General features: G+C 63.1%; 24 protein-coding genes. 10 read left to right on the forward strand and 14 right to left on the reverse strand.

The features are described from left to right. Positions 1-73 precede the first annotated feature (73 nt). From V6765_RS07085 to V6765_RS07095, 3 genes are read right to left on the reverse strand one after another with little or no spacing between them, the layout of a single operon-like run. A complete protein-coding gene (locus tag V6765_RS07085; RefSeq protein ID WP_448427417.1) occupies positions 74-613 on the reverse strand; it encodes a helix-turn-helix transcriptional regulator in 540 nt (179 codons plus the stop codon). After that, entirely contained in the window at positions 610-1,248 is a 639-nt protein-coding gene (locus V6765_RS07090; protein ID WP_448427418.1) for a cytochrome b/b6 domain-containing protein, read from the reverse strand. The genes V6765_RS07085 and V6765_RS07090 overlap by 4 nt, the downstream gene beginning before the upstream one ends. Position 1,249: 1 nt before the next feature. After that, positions 1,250-1,510 (reverse strand): PepSY domain-containing protein, encoded by a 261-nt coding sequence (locus tag V6765_RS07095; RefSeq protein WP_448427419.1) that lies wholly within the window; start codon positions 1,508-1,510, stop codon positions 1,250-1,252. Positions 1,511-1,821: 311 nt separating this feature from the next. Between V6765_RS07095 and ilvD the strand changes: the two genes are divergently transcribed. Then, positions 1,822-3,657 (forward strand): dihydroxy-acid dehydratase, encoded by a 1,836-nt coding sequence (gene ilvD / locus V6765_RS07100; RefSeq protein ID WP_448427420.1) that lies wholly within the window; start codon positions 1,822-1,824, stop codon positions 3,655-3,657. Positions 3,658-3,748: 91 nt separating this feature from the next. Further along, the gene (blaOXA, locus tag V6765_RS07105; RefSeq protein WP_448427421.1) at positions 3,749-4,567 is read left to right on the forward strand and encodes a class D beta-lactamase; all 819 of its coding nucleotides are present in this window, start codon (positions 3,749-3,751) and stop codon (positions 4,565-4,567) included. Between the two features lie 42 nt (positions 4,568-4,609). Here the strand turns inward: blaOXA and V6765_RS07110 are convergent, their stop codons facing one another. Beyond that, a complete protein-coding gene (locus V6765_RS07110) occupies positions 4,610-4,975 on the reverse strand; it encodes a lysozyme inhibitor LprI family protein (protein WP_448427422.1) in 366 nt (121 codons plus the stop codon). Positions 4,976-5,214: 239 nt separating this feature from the next. Here V6765_RS07110 and V6765_RS07115 point away from each other — a divergent pair, with 239 nt between their 5' ends. The 3 genes from V6765_RS07115 (at position 5,215) to V6765_RS07125 (ending at position 8,236) form a co-directional block, all read left to right on the forward strand. Continuing rightward, positions 5,215-6,621 carry a DegQ family serine endoprotease gene (locus V6765_RS07115; protein WP_448427423.1) on the forward strand — a complete coding sequence of 469 codons (1,407 nt, stop codon included), beginning with the start codon at positions 5,215-5,217 and terminating at the stop codon, positions 6,619-6,621. Next, the gene (locus V6765_RS07120; protein ID WP_448427424.1) at positions 6,618-7,928 is read left to right on the forward strand and encodes a replication-associated recombination protein A; all 1,311 of its coding nucleotides are present in this window, start codon (positions 6,618-6,620) and stop codon (positions 7,926-7,928) included. Before V6765_RS07115 ends, V6765_RS07120 begins: the two co-directional genes overlap by 4 nt. A gap of 101 nt (positions 7,929-8,029) precedes the next feature. Continuing rightward, positions 8,030-8,236: a hypothetical protein gene (locus tag V6765_RS07125; protein WP_448427425.1), complete on the forward strand. Its 207-nt coding sequence runs from the start codon at positions 8,030-8,032 to the stop codon at positions 8,234-8,236. An 87-nt stretch (positions 8,237-8,323) separates the two neighbouring features. On the opposite strand, the gene gpt is transcribed toward V6765_RS07125, so the two are convergent. The 3 genes from gpt to V6765_RS07140 form a co-directional block, all read right to left on the reverse strand. Further along, positions 8,324-8,824 (reverse strand): xanthine phosphoribosyltransferase, encoded by a 501-nt coding sequence (gene gpt, locus V6765_RS07130; protein ID WP_448427426.1) that lies wholly within the window; start codon positions 8,822-8,824, stop codon positions 8,324-8,326. Between the two features lie 70 nt (positions 8,825-8,894). Further along, entirely contained in the window at positions 8,895-9,737 is an 843-nt protein-coding gene (locus tag V6765_RS07135) for a universal stress protein (RefSeq protein ID WP_448427427.1), read from the reverse strand. Positions 9,738-9,826: 89 nt separating this feature from the next. Further along, complete coding sequence (locus tag V6765_RS07140) at positions 9,827-10,561, reverse strand: competence/damage-inducible protein A (RefSeq protein WP_448427428.1); 735 nt, start codon at positions 10,559-10,561, stop codon at positions 9,827-9,829. Positions 10,562-10,748: 187 nt separating this feature from the next. On the opposite strand from V6765_RS07140, the gene wrbA reads away from it, so the two are divergent. The 3 genes from wrbA to mnmA all read left to right on the forward strand — a co-directional run bounded on the left by wrbA (position 10,749) and on the right by mnmA (position 13,854). Next, entirely contained in the window at positions 10,749-11,348 is a 600-nt protein-coding gene (gene wrbA, locus V6765_RS07145) for an NAD(P)H:quinone oxidoreductase (protein WP_448427429.1), read from the forward strand. A gap of 138 nt (positions 11,349-11,486) precedes the next feature. Beyond that, the gene (locus V6765_RS07150) at positions 11,487-12,353 is read left to right on the forward strand and encodes an N-acetylmuramoyl-L-alanine amidase (protein WP_448427430.1); all 867 of its coding nucleotides are present in this window, start codon (positions 11,487-11,489) and stop codon (positions 12,351-12,353) included. A 307-nt stretch (positions 12,354-12,660) separates the two neighbouring features. Beyond that, positions 12,661-13,854 carry a tRNA 2-thiouridine(34) synthase MnmA gene (gene mnmA / locus V6765_RS07155; RefSeq protein WP_448427588.1) on the forward strand — a complete coding sequence of 398 codons (1,194 nt, stop codon included), beginning with the start codon at positions 12,661-12,663 and terminating at the stop codon, positions 13,852-13,854. Between the two features lie 271 nt (positions 13,855-14,125). Here mnmA and V6765_RS07160 read toward each other — a convergent pair whose 3' ends face one another. The 5 genes from V6765_RS07160 to rph all read right to left on the reverse strand — a co-directional run bounded on the left by V6765_RS07160 (position 14,126) and on the right by rph (position 17,697). Next, positions 14,126-14,473, reverse strand: coding sequence for a hypothetical protein (locus V6765_RS07160; RefSeq protein ID WP_448427431.1), 348 nt, complete (start codon positions 14,471-14,473; stop codon positions 14,126-14,128). Between the two features lie 94 nt (positions 14,474-14,567). Further along, positions 14,568-15,725: a radical SAM family heme chaperone HemW gene (hemW, locus tag V6765_RS07165; protein ID WP_448427432.1), complete on the reverse strand. Its 1,158-nt coding sequence runs from the start codon at positions 15,723-15,725 to the stop codon at positions 14,568-14,570. A 14-nt stretch (positions 15,726-15,739) separates the two neighbouring features. Further along, on the reverse strand, positions 15,740-16,384 hold the full coding sequence (rdgB, locus tag V6765_RS07170; RefSeq protein WP_448427433.1) for an RdgB/HAM1 family non-canonical purine NTP pyrophosphatase: 645 nt from the start codon (positions 16,382-16,384) through the stop codon (positions 15,740-15,742). 172 nt (positions 16,385-16,556) lie between these two features. Next, positions 16,557-16,970, reverse strand: a complete 414-nt coding sequence (locus V6765_RS07175; protein WP_448427434.1) for a VOC family protein — start codon at positions 16,968-16,970, stop codon at positions 16,557-16,559. Between the two features lie 4 nt (positions 16,971-16,974). Beyond that, the gene (rph, locus tag V6765_RS07180; protein WP_448427435.1) at positions 16,975-17,697 is read right to left on the reverse strand and encodes a ribonuclease PH; all 723 of its coding nucleotides are present in this window, start codon (positions 17,695-17,697) and stop codon (positions 16,975-16,977) included. Positions 17,698-17,848: 151 nt separating this feature from the next. Here rph and hrcA point away from each other — a divergent pair, with 151 nt between their 5' ends. Both hrcA and grpE read left to right on the forward strand, forming a co-directional pair. Further along, a complete protein-coding gene (gene hrcA, locus V6765_RS07185) occupies positions 17,849-18,937 on the forward strand; it encodes a heat-inducible transcriptional repressor HrcA (RefSeq protein WP_448427436.1) in 1,089 nt (362 codons plus the stop codon). Between the two features lie 105 nt (positions 18,938-19,042). Then, positions 19,043-19,675 (forward strand): nucleotide exchange factor GrpE, encoded by a 633-nt coding sequence (gene grpE, locus V6765_RS07190; protein ID WP_448427437.1) that lies wholly within the window; start codon positions 19,043-19,045, stop codon positions 19,673-19,675. A gap of 353 nt (positions 19,676-20,028) precedes the next feature. Here the strand turns inward: grpE and ptsN are convergent, their stop codons facing one another. Both ptsN and hpf read right to left on the reverse strand, forming a co-directional pair. Next, positions 20,029-20,493: a PTS IIA-like nitrogen regulatory protein PtsN gene (gene ptsN, locus V6765_RS07195; protein ID WP_448427438.1), complete on the reverse strand. Its 465-nt coding sequence runs from the start codon at positions 20,491-20,493 to the stop codon at positions 20,029-20,031. A 55-nt stretch (positions 20,494-20,548) separates the two neighbouring features. After that, positions 20,549-21,118, reverse strand: a complete 570-nt coding sequence (gene hpf, locus V6765_RS07200; RefSeq protein ID WP_448427439.1) for a ribosome hibernation-promoting factor, HPF/YfiA family — start codon at positions 21,116-21,118, stop codon at positions 20,549-20,551. Positions 21,119-21,343 lie beyond the last annotated feature (225 nt).

Below are 21,343 nucleotides of genomic sequence, written 5' to 3' on the forward strand. Positions count from 1 at the left end.
CTTCCCGACCACATTTTTGTGTAGCGGGCGTGAGGGCAGGGGCGGCATGCCCGGAACAGCACCCGGTTGCCTCTCAGGTCGCCGGCTCTTTCTCTCCGGCGTCTTTCGGAGAGATGCTGTCACCCAGAAGCTCCTCGACGAACCATGCCGCAAATTGCGCGCGACCCGAAACGCCGGCCTTGGCATAGATGCGGGTCATCTGAGCGCGCACCGTGCCCTGGGCCGAGCCCCGAAGGCGCGCGATCTCCGCCATGTCGATGCCCTTCAGCGCCAGCATGCCCACCTCCCGCTCTGCCGCCGTCAGACCCCAGATGTCGAACTGGGTTTCGATGATGCGGACGAAATCGCCGCGGGCAATATCGAGCGCGCGCCCCTGTGCCGCCATGCGCTCCAGCGTCAGCCGGAGCTGCCAGCCGGCCATGAAGATACCGAGCACGAGAACGAAGGCCGTCAATGCCTCGATGACCGACTCGGCGTTCACCGGCGCATCGGCAAGGTCTCGAACGGCGTCGGCGACGAAGAAAAGCGCTGCGACGCTCTGCAGCATCATGAACAGCGCAAGGGCGATCGTCTGCGACCGCCCCTGCCGTGTTGTTTTCCGGGTTTTCGTCAACGCGGTGGACCCTTGATCATCGGGCGCACAAGGTTTCTCCTGAGCGCATAGCTTTCCGCCGCAACGCCTGCGACATGGATGAGCGCCAACACTAGCATGAGATTGGCCGCTGTCTCGTGGATCTCTTTCACGATTTCTCCGGAGTCTTCGGCGGGTTCCTCGCCCTCATCGTCCCCGGCAAGCACAGACCAGTCGCCCTGTTCGACCGCCGCGCGTTCATTGGCGATGGTGATTGGTGTTTTTGCGTCGGTCAGGATTAGTCCCGTTGCGATCACTGCGGCAAGACAGGCCCAGAGCGCATAGACCATGATCGCGCCGGCCGGGTTGTGCGAGGGATATTCCTTCGGCTTGCCGCGCACCAGCGAGAAGAGATGCGAAACCGCAGCGCGCGGATCAGGAAGGAAGGCGGTAAACCGGGCTTCCCTTGGGCCGATGAACCCCCAGACCAGCCGAATGACCAGCACTGCCATTGCGATCCAGCCGATCCAGATATGGATTGCGCCGCCCGGTTCCGATATCAGGCCGTTGATGATGACAGCGGCGGCGATCAGCCAGTGACTGAGGCGCACCACCGGGTCCCACGGGTCGGGCGGGGCAATCGCTGCCCCGGACCCTGTTTGTCTACCGGTCGGCATGTCAGTCCTTCCCGGAAATCCTGGCGATCGCGCCGGTCTTCGGGTTTATGTAAACCTCGTGCATCACATTGTCCTGATCATAGCATTTCGCCTCGATCATGCCGCCCTCGGCCTCGAAGCCCTTGAGGGTGCAGCCTGCCTTCTCAAGTGCTGCGGCGGCATCCGCCGGGTTGGTGCCGACAACGTCGCCAACGGCGGGCATGGCGAATGCCGCGACAGGGGCTGCAATGACGGCAACCGCGAGAAACATGGAACGGATCATGGTAATTTCCTCTCTTGGAAAGGCGCGCCGGATGTGGAGCGCAACGACCCCGATCTGCTGTCTGCCTGCCTCGCCGTCCATCTGCTTATGGCTGAAATGGTCCCGCGTAAGCGTTTGCTTAGGGCCTCCAAGCTCTTTTATTGACTAACCGTACCGGAGAGTACCGTTTTGCCGCCAACCGATAGTGACAGCCCGCGTGATATGGGTTACCACCACCACAAGCGGCGATGCCTGCGCAAGGCGCAGGAGCACATTGAGGAGGACCCAAGGGGTCATATGTGCCGAACGCCGGATTTAAGAAAGGAAGCCCCATGCCTGCCTATCGTTCAAGAACGACGACCCATGGTCGAAACATGGCCGGCGCGCGCGGTCTCTGGCGCGCAACCGGCATGAAGGATGGTGATTTCGGCAAGCCGATCATCGCCGTCGTCAATTCTTTCACCCAGTTCGTACCCGGTCACGTGCACCTAAAGGACCTCGGCCAGCTTGTCGCCCGCGAGATCGAAAGCGCCGGCGGCGTCGCCAAGGAATTCAACACGATCGCCGTCGATGACGGCATCGCCATGGGCCATGACGGCATGCTCTATTCGCTGCCCTCGCGCGAAGTTATCGCCGACAGCGTCGAATACATGGTCAATGCCCATTGCGCCGATGCCATGGTCTGCATCTCCAACTGCGACAAGATCACCCCCGGCATGCTGATGGCGTCTCTGCGTCTCAACATCCCGACGATCTTCGTTTCCGGCGGTCCGATGGAAGCCGGCAAGGTGGTGCTGAACGGCAAGGAACAGGCGCTCGATCTGATCGACGCCATGGTCGCCGCCGCTGATGACAAATATTCCGATGACGACGTTCAGGCGATCGAGCGTTCGGCCTGCCCGACCTGCGGCTCCTGCTCCGGCATGTTCACCGCCAATTCGATGAACTGTCTGACGGAAGCGCTTGGCCTGTCGCTGCCGGGCAATGGCTCGACGCTTGCCACCCATGCCGACCGCCGCCGCCTGTTCGTCGAGGCCGGCCACCAGATCGTCGATCTCGCGCGGCGCTACTACGAACAGGACGACGAATCCGCGCTGCCGCGCAATATCGCCAGCAAGGCCGCGTTCGAGAACGCCATGACGCTCGATATCGCCATGGGCGGCTCGACCAACACCGTGCTGCATATTCTTGCCGCCGCCTATGAGGCGGAGCTGGATTTCACCATGGACGACATCGACCGGCTGTCGCGCCAGGTGCCGTGCCTCTGCAAGGTCGCGCCCGCCAAGAACGACGTCCATATGGAAGATGTCCACCGCGCCGGCGGGATCATGGCGATCCTCGGCGAGCTGGACCGGGCAGGGCTGATCAAGCGCGACAGCCCGACCGTGCATTCGGCGACACTGGGCGATGCCATCGACCAGTGGGATATCGTGCGCACCAATTCCGAAAGCGTGCGGAAATTCTACATGGCAGCCCCCGGCGGCGTGCCCTCGCAGCAGGCCTTCTCGCAGGAGCGTCGCTGGGCCGAGCTCGATCTCGACCGCGTTTCGGGCGCCATCCGCAGTGCCGAGCATCCCTTCTCCAAGGATGGCGGGCTCGCCGTGCTGAAGGGCAATATCGCGCTCGACGGCTGCATCGTGAAGACAGCGGGCGTTGACGAGAGCATCCTGAAATTCTCCGGCCCGGCGGTCGTCTATGAAAGCCAGGACGCGGCGGTGAAGGGCATCCTCTCCAACGAGGTCAAGGCCGGCGATGTCGTCGTCATCCTCTATGAGGGCCCGAAGGGCGGGCCGGGCATGCAGGAAATGCTGTACCCGACCAGCTATCTGAAGTCGAAGGGGCTCGGCAAGGATTGCGCGCTGATCACCGACGGTCGCTTTTCGGGCGGCACCTCGGGTCTGTCGATCGGCCACGTCTCGCCGGAAGCCGCTCAGGGCGGCGCGATCGGTCTTGTCCGCAATGGCGACATGATCGATATCGATATCCCCGGCCGCACGATCAGTCTGCGCCTCTCGCCGTCGGAGCTTGAAGCCCGGCGTTCGGCGCAGGATGAGAAGGGCTGGAAGCCGGAAGCGCCTCGCCGCCGCAAGGTGACGACCGCGCTCAAGGCTTACGCCGCCTTTGCCGCCAGCGCCGACAAGGGCGCAGTGCGGATCCTGCCGGAGTAAGAGCGGCTTTCCCGCGCCGCATGTGGGTCTGTGAAAGCGTTCGGGCCGTCCTGCAAGGGTCGGCCCGAAACTTTGCGTGGTGGAGGCGAAAATGCTGCGATTGTTCGTTGGTCTCGTATTGCTCCTGTTGCCGGTGCTGGCGCGCTCCGCCGAGGCGGCCCCCGTCTGCACCCTTGTGATGAACGCACAATCCGGGGCGGTTCTGCTGGAGGAGGGGGATTGCCGATCAGAAGTCACGCCGGCATCGACCTTCAAGGTGGCGCTGGCGGTGATGGCTTTCGATGCCGGTATTCTGCAGGATGCGCATCACCCGGTCATGGCCTATCGCGCAGGCGATCCCGACTGGGGCGGCGCGGCATGGAAACAGGACACCGATCCCGAGCGCTGGATCCGCTATTCCGTCGTCTGGTATTCACAGCGCCTGACCCATAGTCTCGGAGCAGCGACGCTCACACGCTACGGCGAGGCCTTTGGCTACGGCAATGCCGATTTTTCCGGCGATCCGGGCTACGGCAACGGGCTCGACCGCGCATGGATTGCATCCTCGCTGAAGATTTCGCCGTATCAGCAGGCCATCTTCTTGCGTGGGCTGGTGCTTGGCACGCTGCCGGCCAGCCAGGACGCCATGGCGAAGACGCGCGGCCTGCTGGAGCAGAACAACGTGGATGGCTGGCTCATGCGCGGCAAGACCGGCGCGGCTTATCCCCGGCGCGCCGATCGCAGTTTCGACTACGCGCATGGCTGGGGCTGGTATGTCGGCTGGGCAGAACGCGGCGACGACGCGCTGGTATTCGTGACGCTGACACAGACGGAGCAGCGCGGCAAGCAGTCGCCGGGGCTTCTCACCCGCGAGGGTCTCCTGGAGCAATGGCGGGCTTTGTCACAGCGGGCGCTGAACGCGCCACGCTGATATGTGGGGAAGGGAAATTTGGCGTTCCCCCGGGACCTGCCGTCAAATCGGCTTGTCGATCCCGTCATAAAGCTTCTGCAACTGGTCGATGCGGGTGTCATAGGCTTTTTCGATGCAGGCGACATCGGTGCCGCAGGCTTCGCGTTCCTTCAGCCATGCCTTCTGGTCGTCCGCCATGTTTCCGGACATACCCATGGCGAACAGACCCTTCAGCATGGTGTACATCGTCGCCATCTTCACGTCGTCATCGTTGAGCGTGAGGTTGGCGCAGATGGTCTTTTCGTTCGGCGTCAGGCCGGAGGCGCTGCAATCGAAGCTCGCGGCGGAGGCCGGTGTTGTCATCAAGGCCGTCCCGCCGACGATGGCGAGCGAAGCCGCAAGAGCGAGTGCTGTGGGAGCGTGTTTCATGGAATTACCTCCTTCTGGTTGCGGCCGGAGCCTGAACTCGGCGCCCGGCAAATTTGTGGCGGGCGCTCATCGCCCTATGGTGGCGGCAATCTTCCGCTCCATTCGTGAATGTGAAATGAATAGGCCGACAAACCGCGCCTGTTTTATCGCATCTGCCGCTTTTTCACCCTATATCGGGCGATGATGGTGGTGCATCCTCCGGGTTCTCCGGATGAATTTCATGAAGAGACAGGTGACTGATGACGGCACACTTCACACGCATTTCCGCCGCGGCTCTTTTCGCCGGTGTGGCCCTGACCATGCAGCCCGTGCTCGCTGCCGACAGAGTGGTTCCCGGCAGTGCTGCGGAACTTCAGTATTCCTACGCCCCGCTGGTGAAGGAGACCGCGCCGGCGGTGGTCAATGTCTATGCGGAGCGCATGGTGACGCGGCGCATGTCGCCGCTTTTCTCCGATCCGTTTTTCGGCCAGTTCTTCGGCCAGCAGATGCCGGGCCGCTCGGAAAAGCAGGTCTCGCTCGGTTCCGGCGTGATCGTGGAGAAGAACGGCATGATCATCACAAACAATCACGTCATCGCCGGCGCTGATGATGTGCGGGTCGCGCTTGCCGACGGGCGCGAGTTTCCCTGCAGCGTGCTCCTGAAGGACGACCGCTATGATCTGGCGGTGCTGAAGATCAAGTCGGACGAGGAGTTTCCGGTAATCCCGATCGGCGATTCCGATGCCGTCGAGGTCGGCGACCTTTCGCTGGCCATCGGCAACCCGTTCGCGGTCGGCCAGACGGTCACGAGCGGCATCATTTCGGGGCTTGCGCGCAATTCGATCACCGACGGCGAATTCGGCTTCTTCCTGCAGACCGACGCGGCGATCAATCCCGGCAATTCGGGCGGCGCGCTGCTCGACATGCAGGGCGAACTGATCGGCATCAACACCGCGATCTTTTCCAAGGGCGGCGGATCGAACGGCATCGGCTTCGCCATTCCGGCCAATATGGTCAAGGTTTTCCTGGCGGCCGCCGATCGGGGCGAGGAGCGGTTCCAGCGTCCCTATGTCGGCGCGACCTTCGGCCCGGTTACATCCGATATGGCCGAGGCGCTGGGCCTGAAGGCCGCGCGCGGGGCGATCATTTCCGCCGTCAATGCGGCAAGCCCCGCCGAAAAGGCCGGGCTTCAGTCCGGCTCGGTCATCACCGCTGTCAATGGCGTTCCGGTCGAGCATCCCGACGCCCTGCTTTATCGCCTCACCGTGATCGGCATCGGCGAGGAGGCCGACCTCACGGTGGAGCGAGACGGCAAGACCAGCCATATCGCCCTGCCGCTCGCGCTCGCGCCGGAGGACCCGCCGCGCGATACCCGCACGATCGACGGCAACAGCCCGTTTTCCGGCCTGACGGTGGAAAACATCTCGCCGCGCGTGGTCGAGGAGTTGCGCCTGCCCGACATATCTGATGGTGTCGTCGTCGCGGACGTTGAAGCCGGCTCGCCCGCCGCCCGTATCGGTTTTGCCCGCGGGGATGTGATCGTTGCCGTCAACGGAACCGAGATCGACACGACCGGCACGCTGGAAGATCAGGCCGCCGCCAGTCCCGGCCTCTGGCGCCTTTCCATTAATCGCGGCGGCAGGATGATAAACCAGATCTTCAGATGAGCGACCTGTTTGCCCCCAAAGTTCCCGACGATATCGAGCGCAAGCGGCCGCTGGCCGACCGGCTGCGGCCGAAGCACCTTGCCGAGGTCACCGGCCAGCCGCATCTGACCGGCCCCGATGGCGTGCTGACGCGGATGATCGCGTCCGGCTCGCTCGGCTCGATGATCTTCTGGGGGCCGCCGGGCACCGGCAAGACCACGGTCGCGCGGCTGCTGTCGGGCGAGGCGGAGCTTGCCTTCGAGCAGATTTCCGCGATCTTTTCCGGCGTGGCCGATCTCAAGAAAGTGTTCGAGGCTGCCCGCGCCCGGCGCATGAATGGCCGTCAAACCCTGCTGTTCGTGGACGAGATCCATCGCTTCAACCGTGCCCAGCAGGACAGTTTTCTGCCCGTTATGGAAGACGGCACGATCATCCTTGTCGGCGCCACCACCGAGAACCCGTCCTTCGAGCTCAACGCCGCTCTTCTGTCGCGGGCGAGGGTGCTGACCTTCCGCCCGCATGACGCCGAAAGCCTCGCCGAACTCGTCGCCCGTGCCGAGGAGACGGAGGGCAAGAAACTGCCGCTTGATGAGGCCGCCCGCCAGACGCTGCTGATGATGGCCGATGGCGACGGGCGGGCGATCCTGACGCTTTCCGAAGAGGTCTGGCGCGCCGCGCGCGAGGGCGAGATGCTCGATCCGCAAAGCCTGCTCAACATCGTCCAGCGCCGCGCGCCGATCTACGACAAGGGCCAGGACGGCCATTACAATCTGATCTCGGCGCTGCACAAGGCGGTGAGGGGCTCCGATCCCGATGCCGCGCTCTATTATCTCGCGCGCATGTTCGATGCCGGCGAGGACCCGCTGTTTCTCGGCCGCAGGCTGGTGCGCATGGCAACTGAGGATATCGGTCTTGCCGATCCGCAGGCGCTGGTCGTCGCCAATGCCGCCAAGGATGCCTATGATTTTCTCGGTTCGCCGGAAGGCGAACTGGCGCTGGCGGAGGCCTGCGTCTATCTCGCCACCGCGCCGAAATCGAACGGCGTCTACACCGCCTTCAAGGCGGCGATGCGGGCGGCGAAGGAAAACGGCTCGCTGCTGCCGCCCAAGCATATCCTGAACGCGCCGACCAAGCTGATGAAGTCGGAAGGCTATGGCGATGGCTATCGCTACGACCACGACCAGCCCGATGCCTTCTCCGGACAGGATTATTTTCCTACCGAAATGGGCCGCCAGAAATTCTACAATCCGCCCGATCGCGGTTTCGAGCGCGAGATCAACAAGCGGCTGCAATGGTGGGACAAGCTGCGCAAGGAGCGCGGCGGCTGAAACGGCCGCTTCCTCCGTGATCGATCGCGAAAAGCGCCGCGCCGAGGGAACCGTTTTCTTCACTTCGCGTTTACCATGCAACAGAACATGGAGAACTCGAAATGGAAAATCTGCCCTTACGCGTTCTTGCCTATGCCGTTATCGCGCTGTGCTGCGCAATGGTTGTTGGCATCATCCTGACGGTGCCGATGCTCTACGATGCCAGGATTTTCCTGCTGCCCGCAATGCTGCTGATAGCCTGGGTCTCCGGCCCGCTCCTGACCCATTATCTGGCTCCCCAGGAAGCCCCCCGTCTCCGCAAGCGGTAGTCCCCCCGGCCGCGCGAAGCGAACGCCTGACCAGAAGGGAAGCTGGTCAGGCGTTCGTTGTTTTTGGCAATGTGAGTAAAGCGGAAGCTACTTTTCCGAAGGGCTCTTCTTGATCGGCGCCTGATAAGTGAAGCCCATGTCCCAGGGGAAGTAGATCCAGGTGTCCTGGCTGACCTCGGTGACGAAGGTGTCGACCATGGGCACGCCCTGCGGCTTGGCGTAAACGCAGGCCAGATGCGCATTTGGCAGCATTTCGCGCACTTCACGGGCGGTATTGCCGGTGTCGGTCAGATCGTCGATGATCAGCACGCCTTCGCCGCCATTCTTCTTCAGCTCTTCGGAAATGCCCTTCAGAAGCAGCGTCTCCCCCTGATCGGTGTAATCATGATAGCTCGCGATGCACACCGTTTCGATAAGGCGGATTTCCAGCTCGCGCGAGATGATCGCGGAGGGAACGAGGCCGCCGCGGGTGACGCAGACGATCGCCGTGAAGGTCTGTTCAAGGCCGGCAAGACGCCAGGCGAGCGCGCGGGCGTCTCGGTGGAACTGGTCCCACGAAACGGGGAAGGCTTTTTCGGGTAGGGACATGGCAGGCTCCGCAACAAACAATGCGGGCTAATAGCCGCATTCGCGGCGCTATTGCAAGGCCTGCGCTGTCTTACCGCGACATCAGCGTTGCCGCCGTCATCGAGCCGAGAAGCGTGCGGGTGACGCCGCCGAAAAGCAGTTCCCAGAGTCTCGAATGGGTATAGGCGCCCATTACCAGCAGATCGACGGAGTTGTCGGAAAGCCGGTTCTCGATGATCTCGCCGGCCTTGGCCTTGTCGGCATGGGCGGTGGTGGCGACGACATTGATGCCGTGGCGGGCAAGCGTTGCCGCGATTTCAGCACCTGAGAGCCCGCTGTCCTCATCGGCGCTCTCGCGCGGATTGACCGAGAAGATTTCGACTTCATCCGCCTTCTTGAGGAAGGGCAGGGCGTCGAAGGTCGAGCGCGCGGCCTCACGCGAGCCGTTCCAGGCGACCATCACCTTGGAAAACGGCTTGGCGGCCTTGGCCACATGCGGCACCATCAGCACCGGACGGCCGCTTTCAAACAGGAAGTTCTCGAAATTGGTGCGGATGTCGCCGGGCGCGTCGGAGGCAAGCTGCGGCGCGATGATCAGATCGGCCGCGCGCGCGCTGTCGACCACCGAGGGGCCGGCGAAGCCGGATGCCGATACGATGTTGCGCCAGTCGCAGGAAATGCCCTCCCGCTCGGTGCGGGTGCGGAAGATATCGCCGATTTCCGCGCTGCGCTTTTCCGCAAGTTCCTGCAGAGACTGCACCGAGACCGGATCCGGAATTTCCATCGGCGCGACGATCGGGGTCGGCGTGACGGCCTCGGCGTGGAGACCGATCAGATGTGCATCGAAGCTGCGCACGACCTCGAAGGTGAAATCGAGAAATCCGCCCTGCTGCGCGGGAGATTCCATCACCGCCAGAATGGTCTTGTAGCTCATATAGGCCTCCTCACGAATAATGCCGGGTAATCTCAGTGTAGCGTTGGTATCCTTGATTGCGAAGGACAAAGCATTGACCGGCGTCAAATTCATCCCTGAAACGAGGCAATCATGCTCCGGATGGCGTTCGCGGCGGCATCGACATGCGCGCGCTCGCGGGCGCGGACAACGAGCTGGGTGTTGAAGCCCTTTTCGGAAAAGCGCGGATAGGAACCGATCGCGGTGTCGGGATGCGCCTTTTGGATCGCGGCAAGCTGGGTGCCGATATCGCCCTCGCCGAAGGGGCAGTCGATCGCCTCCGAGATGATCGCGACGCCGCCCTGGAGCGTGGGGATGACATTGGCGAGCATTGCCTGGAACACCTGCGGCACGCCGGCCATGACATGGACATTGCCGATAATGAAACCGGGCGCGGTGGAAACCGGATTGTCGATCAGCGTCGCGCCTTCCGGCATGCGAGCCATGCGCTGGCGCGATTCGTTGAAGTCGAGGCCGCGTCTTGCATAATTCTCCGCCAGTCGCCTCATGGCCTCGTCATCATAGATGCACGGCAGGCCGAAGGCAGCCGAGACCGAATCCGCGGTGATGTCGTCATGGGTGCCGCCAATGCCGCCGGAGGTGAAGACATAGGTGTAGCGGGTCCTCAGCGCATTGACGGCTTCCACGATGGCCTGTTGGTCGTCGGCGACGATCCGGACTTCCTTCAGTTCGATGGCCGCAAGCGTCATGGCGTCCGCCAGATAGCCGATATTCTTGTCTTTTGTCCGTCCGGACAACAATTCGTCGCCGATGGCGAGCATGGCTGCGGTGGGCTGCTGGGTCATGTCGATCTGGTCCGTGATATGCCGGGGAACTGATTTCTGGACCCTTCGGCAATTTTGTTCAAGCATCCATTTTCGCGGGCGGGCTCAAGACTGTGAACAGTGCGTCTATGGCCGCTCGTCTCGACAATTGCCTCGTCCGCGCCATATCAAGGGACAACCTTTCAAACAGTGAAACCGGAGCAATCAAATGGCAAAAGTTCTCGTCCTCTACTATTCCGCTTATGGCCACATCGAAGCCATGGCCAAGGCCGTTGTCGAAGGCGCGAAAGCCGGCGGTGCCGAGGTAACCCTGAAGCGCGTGCCCGAACTGGTGCCGGAAGAGGTCGCCAAGAACTCCGGCTTCAAGCTGGATCAGGAAGCGCCGATCGCCGAACCCAATGAACTGGCAGACTACGACGCCATCATCTTCGGCTGCGGCACCCGCTACGGCACCATGGCCTCGCAGATGCGCAACTTCGTGGACCAGACCGGCGCGCTTTGGGCCGAGGGCAAGCTGGTTGGCAAGGTCGGATCGGTGTTCACCTCGTCGGCCACCCAGCATGGCGGCCAGGAATCGACCATTCTCGGCTTCATCCCCACGCTGCTGCATCACGGTATGGTCGTCGTCGGCCTGCCCTACGCCTTCGCCGGCCAGATGGGCGTTGAGGAAGTCAAGGGCGGCTCGCCCTACGGCGCCTCCACCATCACCGATGGCGACGGCTCGCGCATGCCGTCCGAAACCGAACTCGCCGCCGCCCGCTACCAGGGCGAGCACGTGGCCAAGATCGCTGCCAAGACGGCAGCCTGATCGACGCAATCCTGCCGGATTTAGAAGCGCGGCCTTCGCGGGCCGCGCTTTTTTGTGCCCGTTTTTCCCCGCGAAATCCCGCCGCCAGCGCCGCCCTTACGATTCCGGTCATCGCGAACCGTATCGAAAGGCAGGGTCATGCGCATCGAGAACCACAGAATTCCGGGCATCTGGTACAGGCAATCCTCCAATATCGGCGCCGCGCGCGAAAAGCCGCCGGTTGTCATCGTGCTGCACTACACCACCGGCTGGAACGGCAAGGCCAGCCGCGACTGGCTGATGGGCGAGGCGGGCGGCACGAGCAATCGCGGCTCCAGCGCGCACATTGTCGTCGACCGTGACGGCACGGCCTGGCAGATCGCCCCGTTCAACCGCACGGCCTGGCATGCGGGGCCATCACGCTATGGCGAGCTGCAGGGCCTCAACAGCCATTCGGTCGGCATCGAATTCGTCAATGCCGGCTGGATGAAGCCGAACGGCCTTGGCGATTACATCGATGCCTATGGAAGGCGGATGAACGACCGCGCCCTGAAAAAGGCCGGCGGCTATCTGCTGGCCCCGCATGCCCGCGTCGGCTCGGGCAACTTCGCCTGGCCGCTCTATCCGGAAGCCCAGCTTGAAACCGGGCTGGAGATCGTGCAAGCGCTCATTGCCGCCTATCCGATTGCCGCGATCGTCAGCCATGAAGAGATCGACACGCGCGGCTGGAAAACCGATCCGGGACCAGCCTTTCCGATGGCCCGGTTTCAGGGCCTGATGGGCGAGGCCGCCGACCGCGAGGAAGCCTATGTGGTGACCGCCGGCCGCCTGAACCTGCGCGGCGGGCCCGGTACCTCGTTCGAGAAGATCGTGCCGCCCGGCATGCTGCTGCGCGGCACCCGGCTTCGGGTTCTGAAGCGCGAGGGCGACTGGGCCTTCGTCGCGCCCGAGCGGGCCGACGGCGAGGAGGGGGCGATACGCGGCTGGGTGCATGGCGGCTATATCGCGCCGATGATCGCGGCCTGAACGCCGGCAGTTTGTTGATAAACCTGTCCTCAAATTCGGCGTCATCCTCGTGCTTGACACGAGGATCCAGGCAGCGCGGCAAGGCTTCACAATAGCTCTTATTATCAAATTCAGTGGCTTGAACCGCCTGGATGCCCGGATCAAGTCCGAGCATGACCCCTGTGAGGAAGGTATCAAACTGCACATTCAGGGTTTCTCAACAGTCTGGCGGTCTGAGGACCGGCATTCTTGCGTCTTTGGCGCAAGGCCTCTATATCAGCGGCAAATTATGGGATTCACATCCAACCTTGAACTGGACTGGCGGATCATGAACACACTCGGTTTTGACAAGAAGCCGCAGGACACGCGCGTTGTCGTGGCGATGTCCGGCGGCGTCGACAGCTCGGTCGTGGCCGGGCTGTTGCAGCGCGAGGGCTATGACGTCCTCGGCATCACGCTTCAGCTTTACGATCACGGCGCGGCCGTGCACCGCGCCGGCTCCTGCTGTGCGGGGCAGGATATCGATGACGCGCGCCGCGTCAGCGAGCGCCTCGGCATTCCGCATTACGTGCTCGACTACGAAGCGCGGTTTCGCGAAACGGTGATCAATCCGTTCGCCGAGGCCTATATCGCCGGCGAAACGCCGATCCCCTGCGTTGCCTGCAACCAGACGGTCAAGTTCGCCGACCTGTTGACGACGGCGCGCGAACTGGGGGCCGATGCGCTGGCGACCGGCCATTATATCCGCTCCGCACCCAATCCGAGCGGCAACCAGCCGATGCGCCGGGCGCTTTACCGCCCGGTCGATGCCGAGCGCGACCAGAGCTACTTCCTGTTTGCGACCACGCAGGAGCAGATCGACTTTCTGCGCTTTCCGCTTGGCGGCCTGTCGAAGGCCGAGACCCGCAGGCTTGCCGAGGAAATGGGCCTGATCGTCGCCGACAAGCCGGATAGCCAGGACATCTGTTTCGTGCCGCAGGGCAAATATTCCGATGTCATCGCCAAGCTCAAGCCGAATGCCGAGCTTTCCGGCGAGATCGTCCATCTCGACGGCCGTGTGCTCGGCCGCCATGAAGGCATCGTCCGCTACACGATAGGCCAACGCAAGGGGCTTGGGGTTGCCACCGGCGAGCCGCTTTACGTGGTTCACCTCGACGCCCGCTCGCGCCGCGTCGTCGTCGGCCCGCGCGAGGCGCTGGAAACCCGGCGCATCTATCTGCGCGACGTCAACTGGTTGGGCGACCGTTCGCTTGCCGAGGAAGCGGCGGACGGTTTCGAATGTTTTGCCAAGGTGCGCTCCACGCGCCCGCCGCTGCCGGTAGTGCTGCGCGCCGACGACAACGGCGTCTATGTCGACCTGCTGGAGGGCGAGGCCGGGATTGCGAACGGACAGGCCTGCGTGCTCTACGATGCGCCCGGCAACGAAGCCCGCGTCTTCGGCGGCGGTTTCATCGACCGCTCTGAGCGTTCGGCGGAGGCCGAGGCGGCGCTGAAGAGCCTGATGGACGGGCTTGCTGCGTGAGTGTTTCGCTGCCCGACGGCGGAAAGCCGTCGGATCACGTTGCGACCAGCTCAGTTGATTGGCAAAGCCTATCCCAATCTCCGCCGTCATCTTCGGCCTTGTGCCGAGGATCTAAGCACGTATCAATGCGACCAGCGTCTCGGGCGGAAATTTATTCAAGCCATTCCTAAATGCCAACTCCGCTCGTGTGGAGCGGGATCCTCGGGACAAGCCCGAGGATGACGTCAGTAAAAAGGACAGGTTTGTCAGAGGTGTCAGAGGTTTGAGGCGCTCACGTCGCGATCGGCTCTTTCGCTTCCATGAACAGCTTCAGCGATTCCTGGTAGCCGAAGGTCAGGAGCTGGTCGACATAGGCGATCAGCCGGTCGGCCCAGTCGAAGCCCATATAGGCGGCGAGCCAGACCAGCAGCGCCGCGATGATCAGGGCGTAGATGAAGCTGCGCAGCACCATCAGCACGATCGCGAGCAGCACGAAGGCGATCAGCCCGTAGAAGATCGAGGGTGCCAGTGCAACGCCGTCCTGATGGGCGAGATAGCCCATATAGAGCGCGAAGATGATGCAGACCGCGGCACTCAGCCGGTCGCGGATCTTGCGGTGGGTATAGGACGCGCTTGCCATTCTCGATCTCCCTTTTGATGCGGGCGCTCAACGCTAAGAAACGCGGGCGTCGCAACCCGGTTCCCGATATCTCATGTTCAGCGATGATTGTCGATCAGGATAGCTCTGCAACCAGACGGTTCAAGACCAGCATGCCGGCGGGCGTCGCCCGCAGCCGGTGGTTGCCGATGCGTTCGACAAGGCCGAGGTCGATCAGGAAGGCCTCGCGCTCGACGTCGACCGATCGCCCGGACAGCGACGACCAGCGCGAAAGGTCGACGCCCTCCCTGACACGCAGCCCCATCAGCAGCAGTTCGTCCGCCTGTTCCTCGCCGGTAAGGGTGCTCTGTTCGGAAATGCCGTGGCCGGCTTCCTCAACCATCGAGAGCCAGGTTTCCGGGTGGCGTTCGGCGGCGGTCGCGATTTTGCCTTCGGTTGTCGCAAGCCGGCCATGCGCGCCGGGGCCGATGCCGGCATAGTCGCCATAGCGCCAGTAGGTGAGGTTGTGCAGGCTTTCCGCTCCCGGCCGGGCGTGGTTGGAAACCTCGTAGGCGGGCAGGCCGCGTTCCGCCGTCACCGCCTGCGTGATCTCGTAGAGCTCGGCGGCATGATCCTCATCCGGCACGGTAAGCTTGCCGGCCTTGTGCAGCGCGTAGAACGCCGTACCTTCCTCGATGGTGAGCTGATAGAGCGACAGGTGATCGGCGGCAAGGTCGATCGCGCGGTTGAGCTCCGCCACCCATTCTTCGATTGTTTGGCCGGGCCTCGCATAGATGAGGTCGAACGACATGCGCGGGAAGATTTCGCGGGCAAGCCCGATTGCGCCCAGAGCCTGCTCGACATTGTGCAACCGCCCGAGAAACCGCAACTGTCGGTCATCCAGCGCCTGCACGCCCATGGAAACACGGTTGACGCCGGCGGCGCGATAGCCGCGAAACCGCGTTGCCTCGACGCTTGAGGGGTTGGCCTCCAGCGTGATCTCGATCCCATCCGGCACATGCCATGCCTTGGCGACGGCATCGAGAATGCCGCCAAGCGTCTCCGGTTCCATCAGCGAGGGCGTGCCGCCGCCGATGAAGATGCTGGTGACCTCGCGCGGGCCGGAAAGAGCGCGCATATGGTCAATCTCGCGCGCGAAGGCGGCCATGAACCGTTCCTGGTCGACAGGCTGGTGGCGGACATGGCTGTTGAAGTCGCAATACGGGCATTTGGCCGCGCAGAACGGCCAGTGCAGGTAGACGCCGAAGCCCGGTTCGCCATTGTCACGGGCCATGGTTTGCGGTTCGCTCAGCGTGCCAGCCCCTTTTCCACGAACAGGCGGAAGGCGCGGGCGCGGTGCGACAGCGCGCCGCCATCCTCAGGCCCGCCATGGGTCTTCTCGTCGGTTTCCATTTCGCCGAAGGTCCGGTCATGGCCGGCCGGCATGAAGACCGGGTCGTAGCCGTGACCCTTGTCGCCGCGCGGCGGCCAGACCAGCGTACCCTCGACCTCGCCCCGGAAGGTTTCGGTATGGCCGTCGGGCCATGCGAGACAGAGCACGCAGACGAAACGGGCGGTGCGTTGTTCTGGCGTGGTGGCGCCCTTTTCGATCAGCAGTTTTTCGACCTTTTCCATCGCCATGCCGAAATCGCGGCTGCCGTCTTCCGTTTCCGCCCAGTCGGCGGTGTAGACGCCGGGCGCGCCATCGAGCGCGTCGACGGCGATGCCGGAATCATCGGCAAGGGCGGGCAGGCCTGATGTGCGGGCGGAGGCCAGCGCCTTGATCGCCGCGTTTTCCTCGAAGGTCGTGCCGGTCTCCTCGGGCACGTCGAAGCTCAGTTCCGCGGCCGATTTCGCGGAAAAGCCGAGCGGGCCGATCAGATCCGCGATCTCCGCGATCTTGCCGGCATTGTGGCTGGCGACGACGATGGTCTTGGTATCAAGTGTGCGCATGTCAGGTCCTGATGGCTTCAACTGGCTTTACTTCTTTCCGTCACCCCGGCCTTGAGCCGGGGTCCAGGGCGTCACGAACAAAGGGGCTTGAGTCCAATTAATCAAGCCAACCGTGCGGCCCTGGATGCCGGCTCAAGGCCGGCATGACGGCGGTTGGGGTCGCTAACCACCGTCACAAACCCCAGAGCTTGCCCTCGGCGCATTCCAGGCTGTTGCCGGCGGGGTCGCGGAAATAGATCGAGCGGGCGCCGTTCGGCCAGCGGAAGTCGCTTTCGATGGCGATGCCGTTCTCGTCGAGGCGATCGAGCATGGCGGCGAAATCGTCGTCCTTCAGCCGGAAGCAGACATGGCCCGGGCCGCGGCCGCCATGGGCGGGAACGGGCAGGGCGTCCGGCGCGGCAGGCTTTTCGGTTTCGTCCGGATTGAAGATCAGCAGAACGCCGGGGCCGCAGCGGTAGAAAATATGGCGGTTGCCGGCGCGGGAAATCTTCTCCAGACCCAGCACGCCGCCGTAAAATGCCTCGGCCGCGTCCAGATCGTCGACGTAGATTGCGGTTTCCAGAATGGCGGCGATCGGGCTTTCCATGGCGTTACGCGCCCTCGACGGTCTTCTTCTGGAGATCGACAAGCTCGGCGATGCCGTTTCTGGCGAGGTCCAGAAGCGTCAGGAACTCGTCCTGGCTGAACGGCTTGCCTTCGGCCGTGCCCTGGATCTCGACAATGCCGCCGGTGCCGGTCATCACGAAATTGGCGTCGGTTTCAGCCGAGGAGTCCTCGAGATAGTCGAGATCGATGACCGGCTGGTCGGCGAAGATGCCGCAGGAGATCGCCGCGACATGGTCTTTCAGCACCTTGCCGGTCTTGACCATGCTGCGGGCTTCCATCCATTTCAGGCAATCGTGAAGCGCGATCCACGCGCCGGTGATCGAGGCCGTGCGGGTGCCGCCATCGGCCTGGATCACGTCGCAGTCGACGCTGATCTGGCGCTCGCCCAGCGCTTCGAGATCGACGACGGCGCGCAGCGAGCGGCCGATCAGGCGCTGGATTTCCAGCGTGCGCCCGCCCTGCTTGCCGGCAGAAGCCTCGCGACGCATGCGCTCGCCGGTGGCGCGCGGCAGCATGCCGTATTCGGCCGTCACCCAGCCCTTGCCGCCATTGCGCAGCCACGGCGGCACGCGCTCTTCCAGCGAGGCGGTGCACAGCACGTGGGTGTCGCCGAACTTCACCAGGCAGGAGCCTTCGGCGTGCTTGGAGAAGCCGCGCTCGAACGAGACGTTGCGCATCTGGGTAAGTTGTCTGCCTGATGGCCGCATGGGGAGGTCCTTCCGGTTGCTTTTGGCCGCGTTCTACGAGCATGCGCCCGCTTTTGCAAAGAAAAACGCCTCGCCGGCGTGGGTCAATTGCGCGGCGATGCCTTCGCACTATATTAGGCGGGAAACCATTTCATGTTCCGGCAAAGCTTGGATGACCACGAAACGCAATATCAAGGCCGATATGCCCGCCATCTCGCTCGATGACCGTTCGCGCGAGGTGTTTCGCCGCATTGTCGAGACCTATCTGGAAAGCGGCGAGCCGCTCGGCTCGCGCAATCTGTCGCGGCTTCTGCCGATGTCGCTGTCGCCGGCCTCGGTGCGCAATGTCATGAGCGATCTCGAGGAACTCGGCCTGATCTACGCGCCCCACATCAGCGCCGGACGGCTGCCGACCGAAAGCGGCCTGCGCTTCTTCGTCGACGCCTATATGCAGATTGGCGATCTCGCCGAGGGCGAGCGCGCGGAGATTGAGCGGCAGATGGGCCGCGTCGGCACCGGTCAGCCGGTGGATACGCTCTTGGATGAGGCAAGCCAGATGCTCTCCGGCATGTCGCGCGGGGCAGGCCTGGTGATGACCTCCAAGAGCGATACCGTGCTCAAACATGTCGAGTTCATCCGGCTGGAGCCGACAAAGGCGCTGGCCGTGCTGGTGGGCGAGCACAACCAGGTCGAAAACCGGATCATCGATCTGCCCGCCGGCACCACCTCGTCGCAACTGACGGCCGCCGCAAACTTTCTCAATGCGCATCTCAACGGCCAGACCTTGCCGGAACTGAAGTCGGTGCTGACCCGGCTGAAGGACCAGGTGCGCCACGAACTCGACCAGTTGTCGCAGGATCTCGTGGGGCGCGGGCTCGCCGTCTGGTCCGGCAGCGCCGAGGATGGCAATCCGGGGCGGCTGATCGTGCGCGGGCGCGCCAATCTGCTGGAAGGCGTGGCGGACGCCGCCGATATCGACCGGCTGCGCATGCTGTTCGACGATCTGGAGAAGAAGGACAGCCTGATCGAGCTGATCAATCTTGCAGAAAGCGGTTCGGGCGTCAGGATCTTCATCGGCTCGGAAAACAAGCTGTTTTCGCTGTCCGGCTCCTCGCTGGTGGTCGCGCCCTATCGCGACAGCGACAATCAGGTCGTCGGGGCCGTCGGCGTTATCGGGCCGACGCGGCTGAATTATGCCCGGGTGGTGCCGATGGTGGATTACACCGCTCATCTGCTGTCACGGCTTTCCGGCACGCGCTGAGGCTTCAAACAGTATCACCCCATATCAGACCTTGATTTTTCAAGGCTGAACCTCGATATCGGGGCTCAAGAAATTCACCAATGGAATGAAATCTGCGGAGACGTCATGACCGACGAGACCAAGAAAAACGGAACTGACGAACAAATCAAGGAAACGGTGCTCGATCTCGAAGCCGAGATGGATGCAGCCGCCGCCGAGGATATCGCCGAGGAGGCTCAGCCCGAGCCCGATCCGCTTGAGGTCCTGAAGGCCGAGAACGAAAAGCAGCGCGACCAGCTTCTGCGCCTTGCCGCCGAAATGGAAAACCTGCGTCGCCGCACCGCCCGCGACGTCAAGGATGCCAAGGCCTATGCCGTGACCGCGTTCGCGCGCGACATGCTGGGCGTATCCGACAATCTGCGCCGCGCGCTGGATGCCATCCCGGAAGACAAGCGCACCGAGGAGATCAAGGGCTTCATCGAGGGCGTCGAGATGACCGAACGCTCGATGCTCTCGGGCCTCGAACGCCACGGCGTGAAGAAGATCGAGGCCGAGGGCGCGCGATTCGACCCCAATATCCATCAGGCGATGTTCGAGGTTCCGAACCCGGAAATTCCGTCCAACACGGTGGTTCAGGTCGTCCAGGCCGGCTACATGATCGGCGAGCGCGTACTGCGCCCGGCCATGGTCGGCGTCTCCAAGGGCGGACCGAAGCCGGAAGCCGCCCAGCCGGCTGACGAAGCGCCGAAGGACGAGTGATTGCGCCGGGGCGGCGGGCCTCGCGAGGCTTGCCCTAACGCTCCATCGTGAACCCGGCCTTGAGCCGGGATGAAGGGCGATGCGACGCGCGCTATGGTGATCGTTGGGGCCAAGACAAAGCGCCTGCCCTCAGTTTGCCAAAACCTTTCCCTTATACGGGCGTCATCCTCGGGCTTGACCCGAGGATCCAAGCATCTCGCCACGCGACTGGCGTCTGCGGATGTCGCCATGTTGTTGCGATAACCGGCGAAAATCCGCTCACTCTTCTCGCGACAGACGTGATTAGATGCTCGGGTCAGGCCCGAGCATGACGTAATTTATGGGGCGGGGCTGCAAAAAAGAGGGCAGAAACCTTACGCCGCAGACGAATCCGGGTCCGAATTCAAAAACGCGTAGATCGCGCTGTCGCTGTCTGAGGCGCGCAGTTTGCGGGTGAGCTCCTGGTCGCGCAAGAGGCGGGCGACGCGTGAGAGCGCTTTCAGATGGTCCGCGCCGGCGCCTTCCGGGGCCAGCAGCAGAAAGGCGAGGTCGACGGGTTGGTCGTCGAGCGCGTCGAAATTCACCGGGGTTTGAAGACGCGCGAATACGCCTGCAATGTGGTCGAGCTTCGGAAGCTTGCCGTGGGGAATGGCGATGCCGTTGCCCACGCCGGTCGAGCCGAGACGCTCGCGCTGCAGCACCACGTCGAAGATTTCACGCTCCGGTATCCCGGTCACGGCTTCCGCCCGGGCGGCGAGTTCCTGCAGCAATTGCTTCTTGGAATTGGCCTTGAGGGCGGGGATGATCGCTTCCTGTTTCAGCAGGTCGTCGAGTGCCATGTCCTGGTATCCTGGCGTGAGAAGCGGACGCCTTGCGGCGTCCGCCGGTTGAAGGTCAGCCCTGAATGCCGGCTGTGTCGATCCAGCCGATATTGCCATCCGGGCGGCGATACACGATGTTCAGCGTCTTGTTGTCCGGGTTGCGGAACAACATCAGCGGCTTGTCGGTCATGTCGAGCGCCATGACGGCGGTGGCTACGGCCATGGTGCGCACCTCGGCCTTGGCCTCGGCGACGATCGCCGGCGCGTAGTCTTCCGGGATTTCTCCGTCATCCTCGGGCGGCGTATCCATCACCGAATAGGCGAATTCGGCGGAGCCGGCATGGCCGTTGTGGTGATCCTTGAGCTTGCGCTTGTAGCGGCGCAGGCGCTTGGCGATCCGCTCGAAGGCTGCCTCGAAGGCGGCCTGGGGATCGTGCGCCTTGCCGGCTGCGTGCAGCACGGCGCCGCTGTCGAGGTGGACCTTGCAATCGGCCTCGAAGCCGCCGCCGGCCTTTTCAACGGTCACCTGGCTGGAATAGCCGCCGTCGAAATATTTCGTGACCGCTTCCTCGATCTGATCCTCGATTTTTTCGCGGAAAGCCTCACCGACTTCCATTTGTTTGCCCGAGACGCGAACACTCATGGTTATGCCCTTCTTCTTGTGTTTCCACGAGCCACTTTAGGCCAAGCTTCGATCTCCTCCAAGAGGGTCGGATGATTGGCCCGATTGGCAGTGCGATGACAAACGGTCATCAATATCTATTTGGGCTTTTTTCAGCCGTTTGCCAGCGGGAAATCTGCAATTCGTTCCGCGTTTTTCGTGCCGTCCGTCCGTTGGGCTCGCCTTATCCGGCGCCGGCGTCCGGTC

This window comes from Martelella sp. FOR1707, from assembly GCF_053484265.1.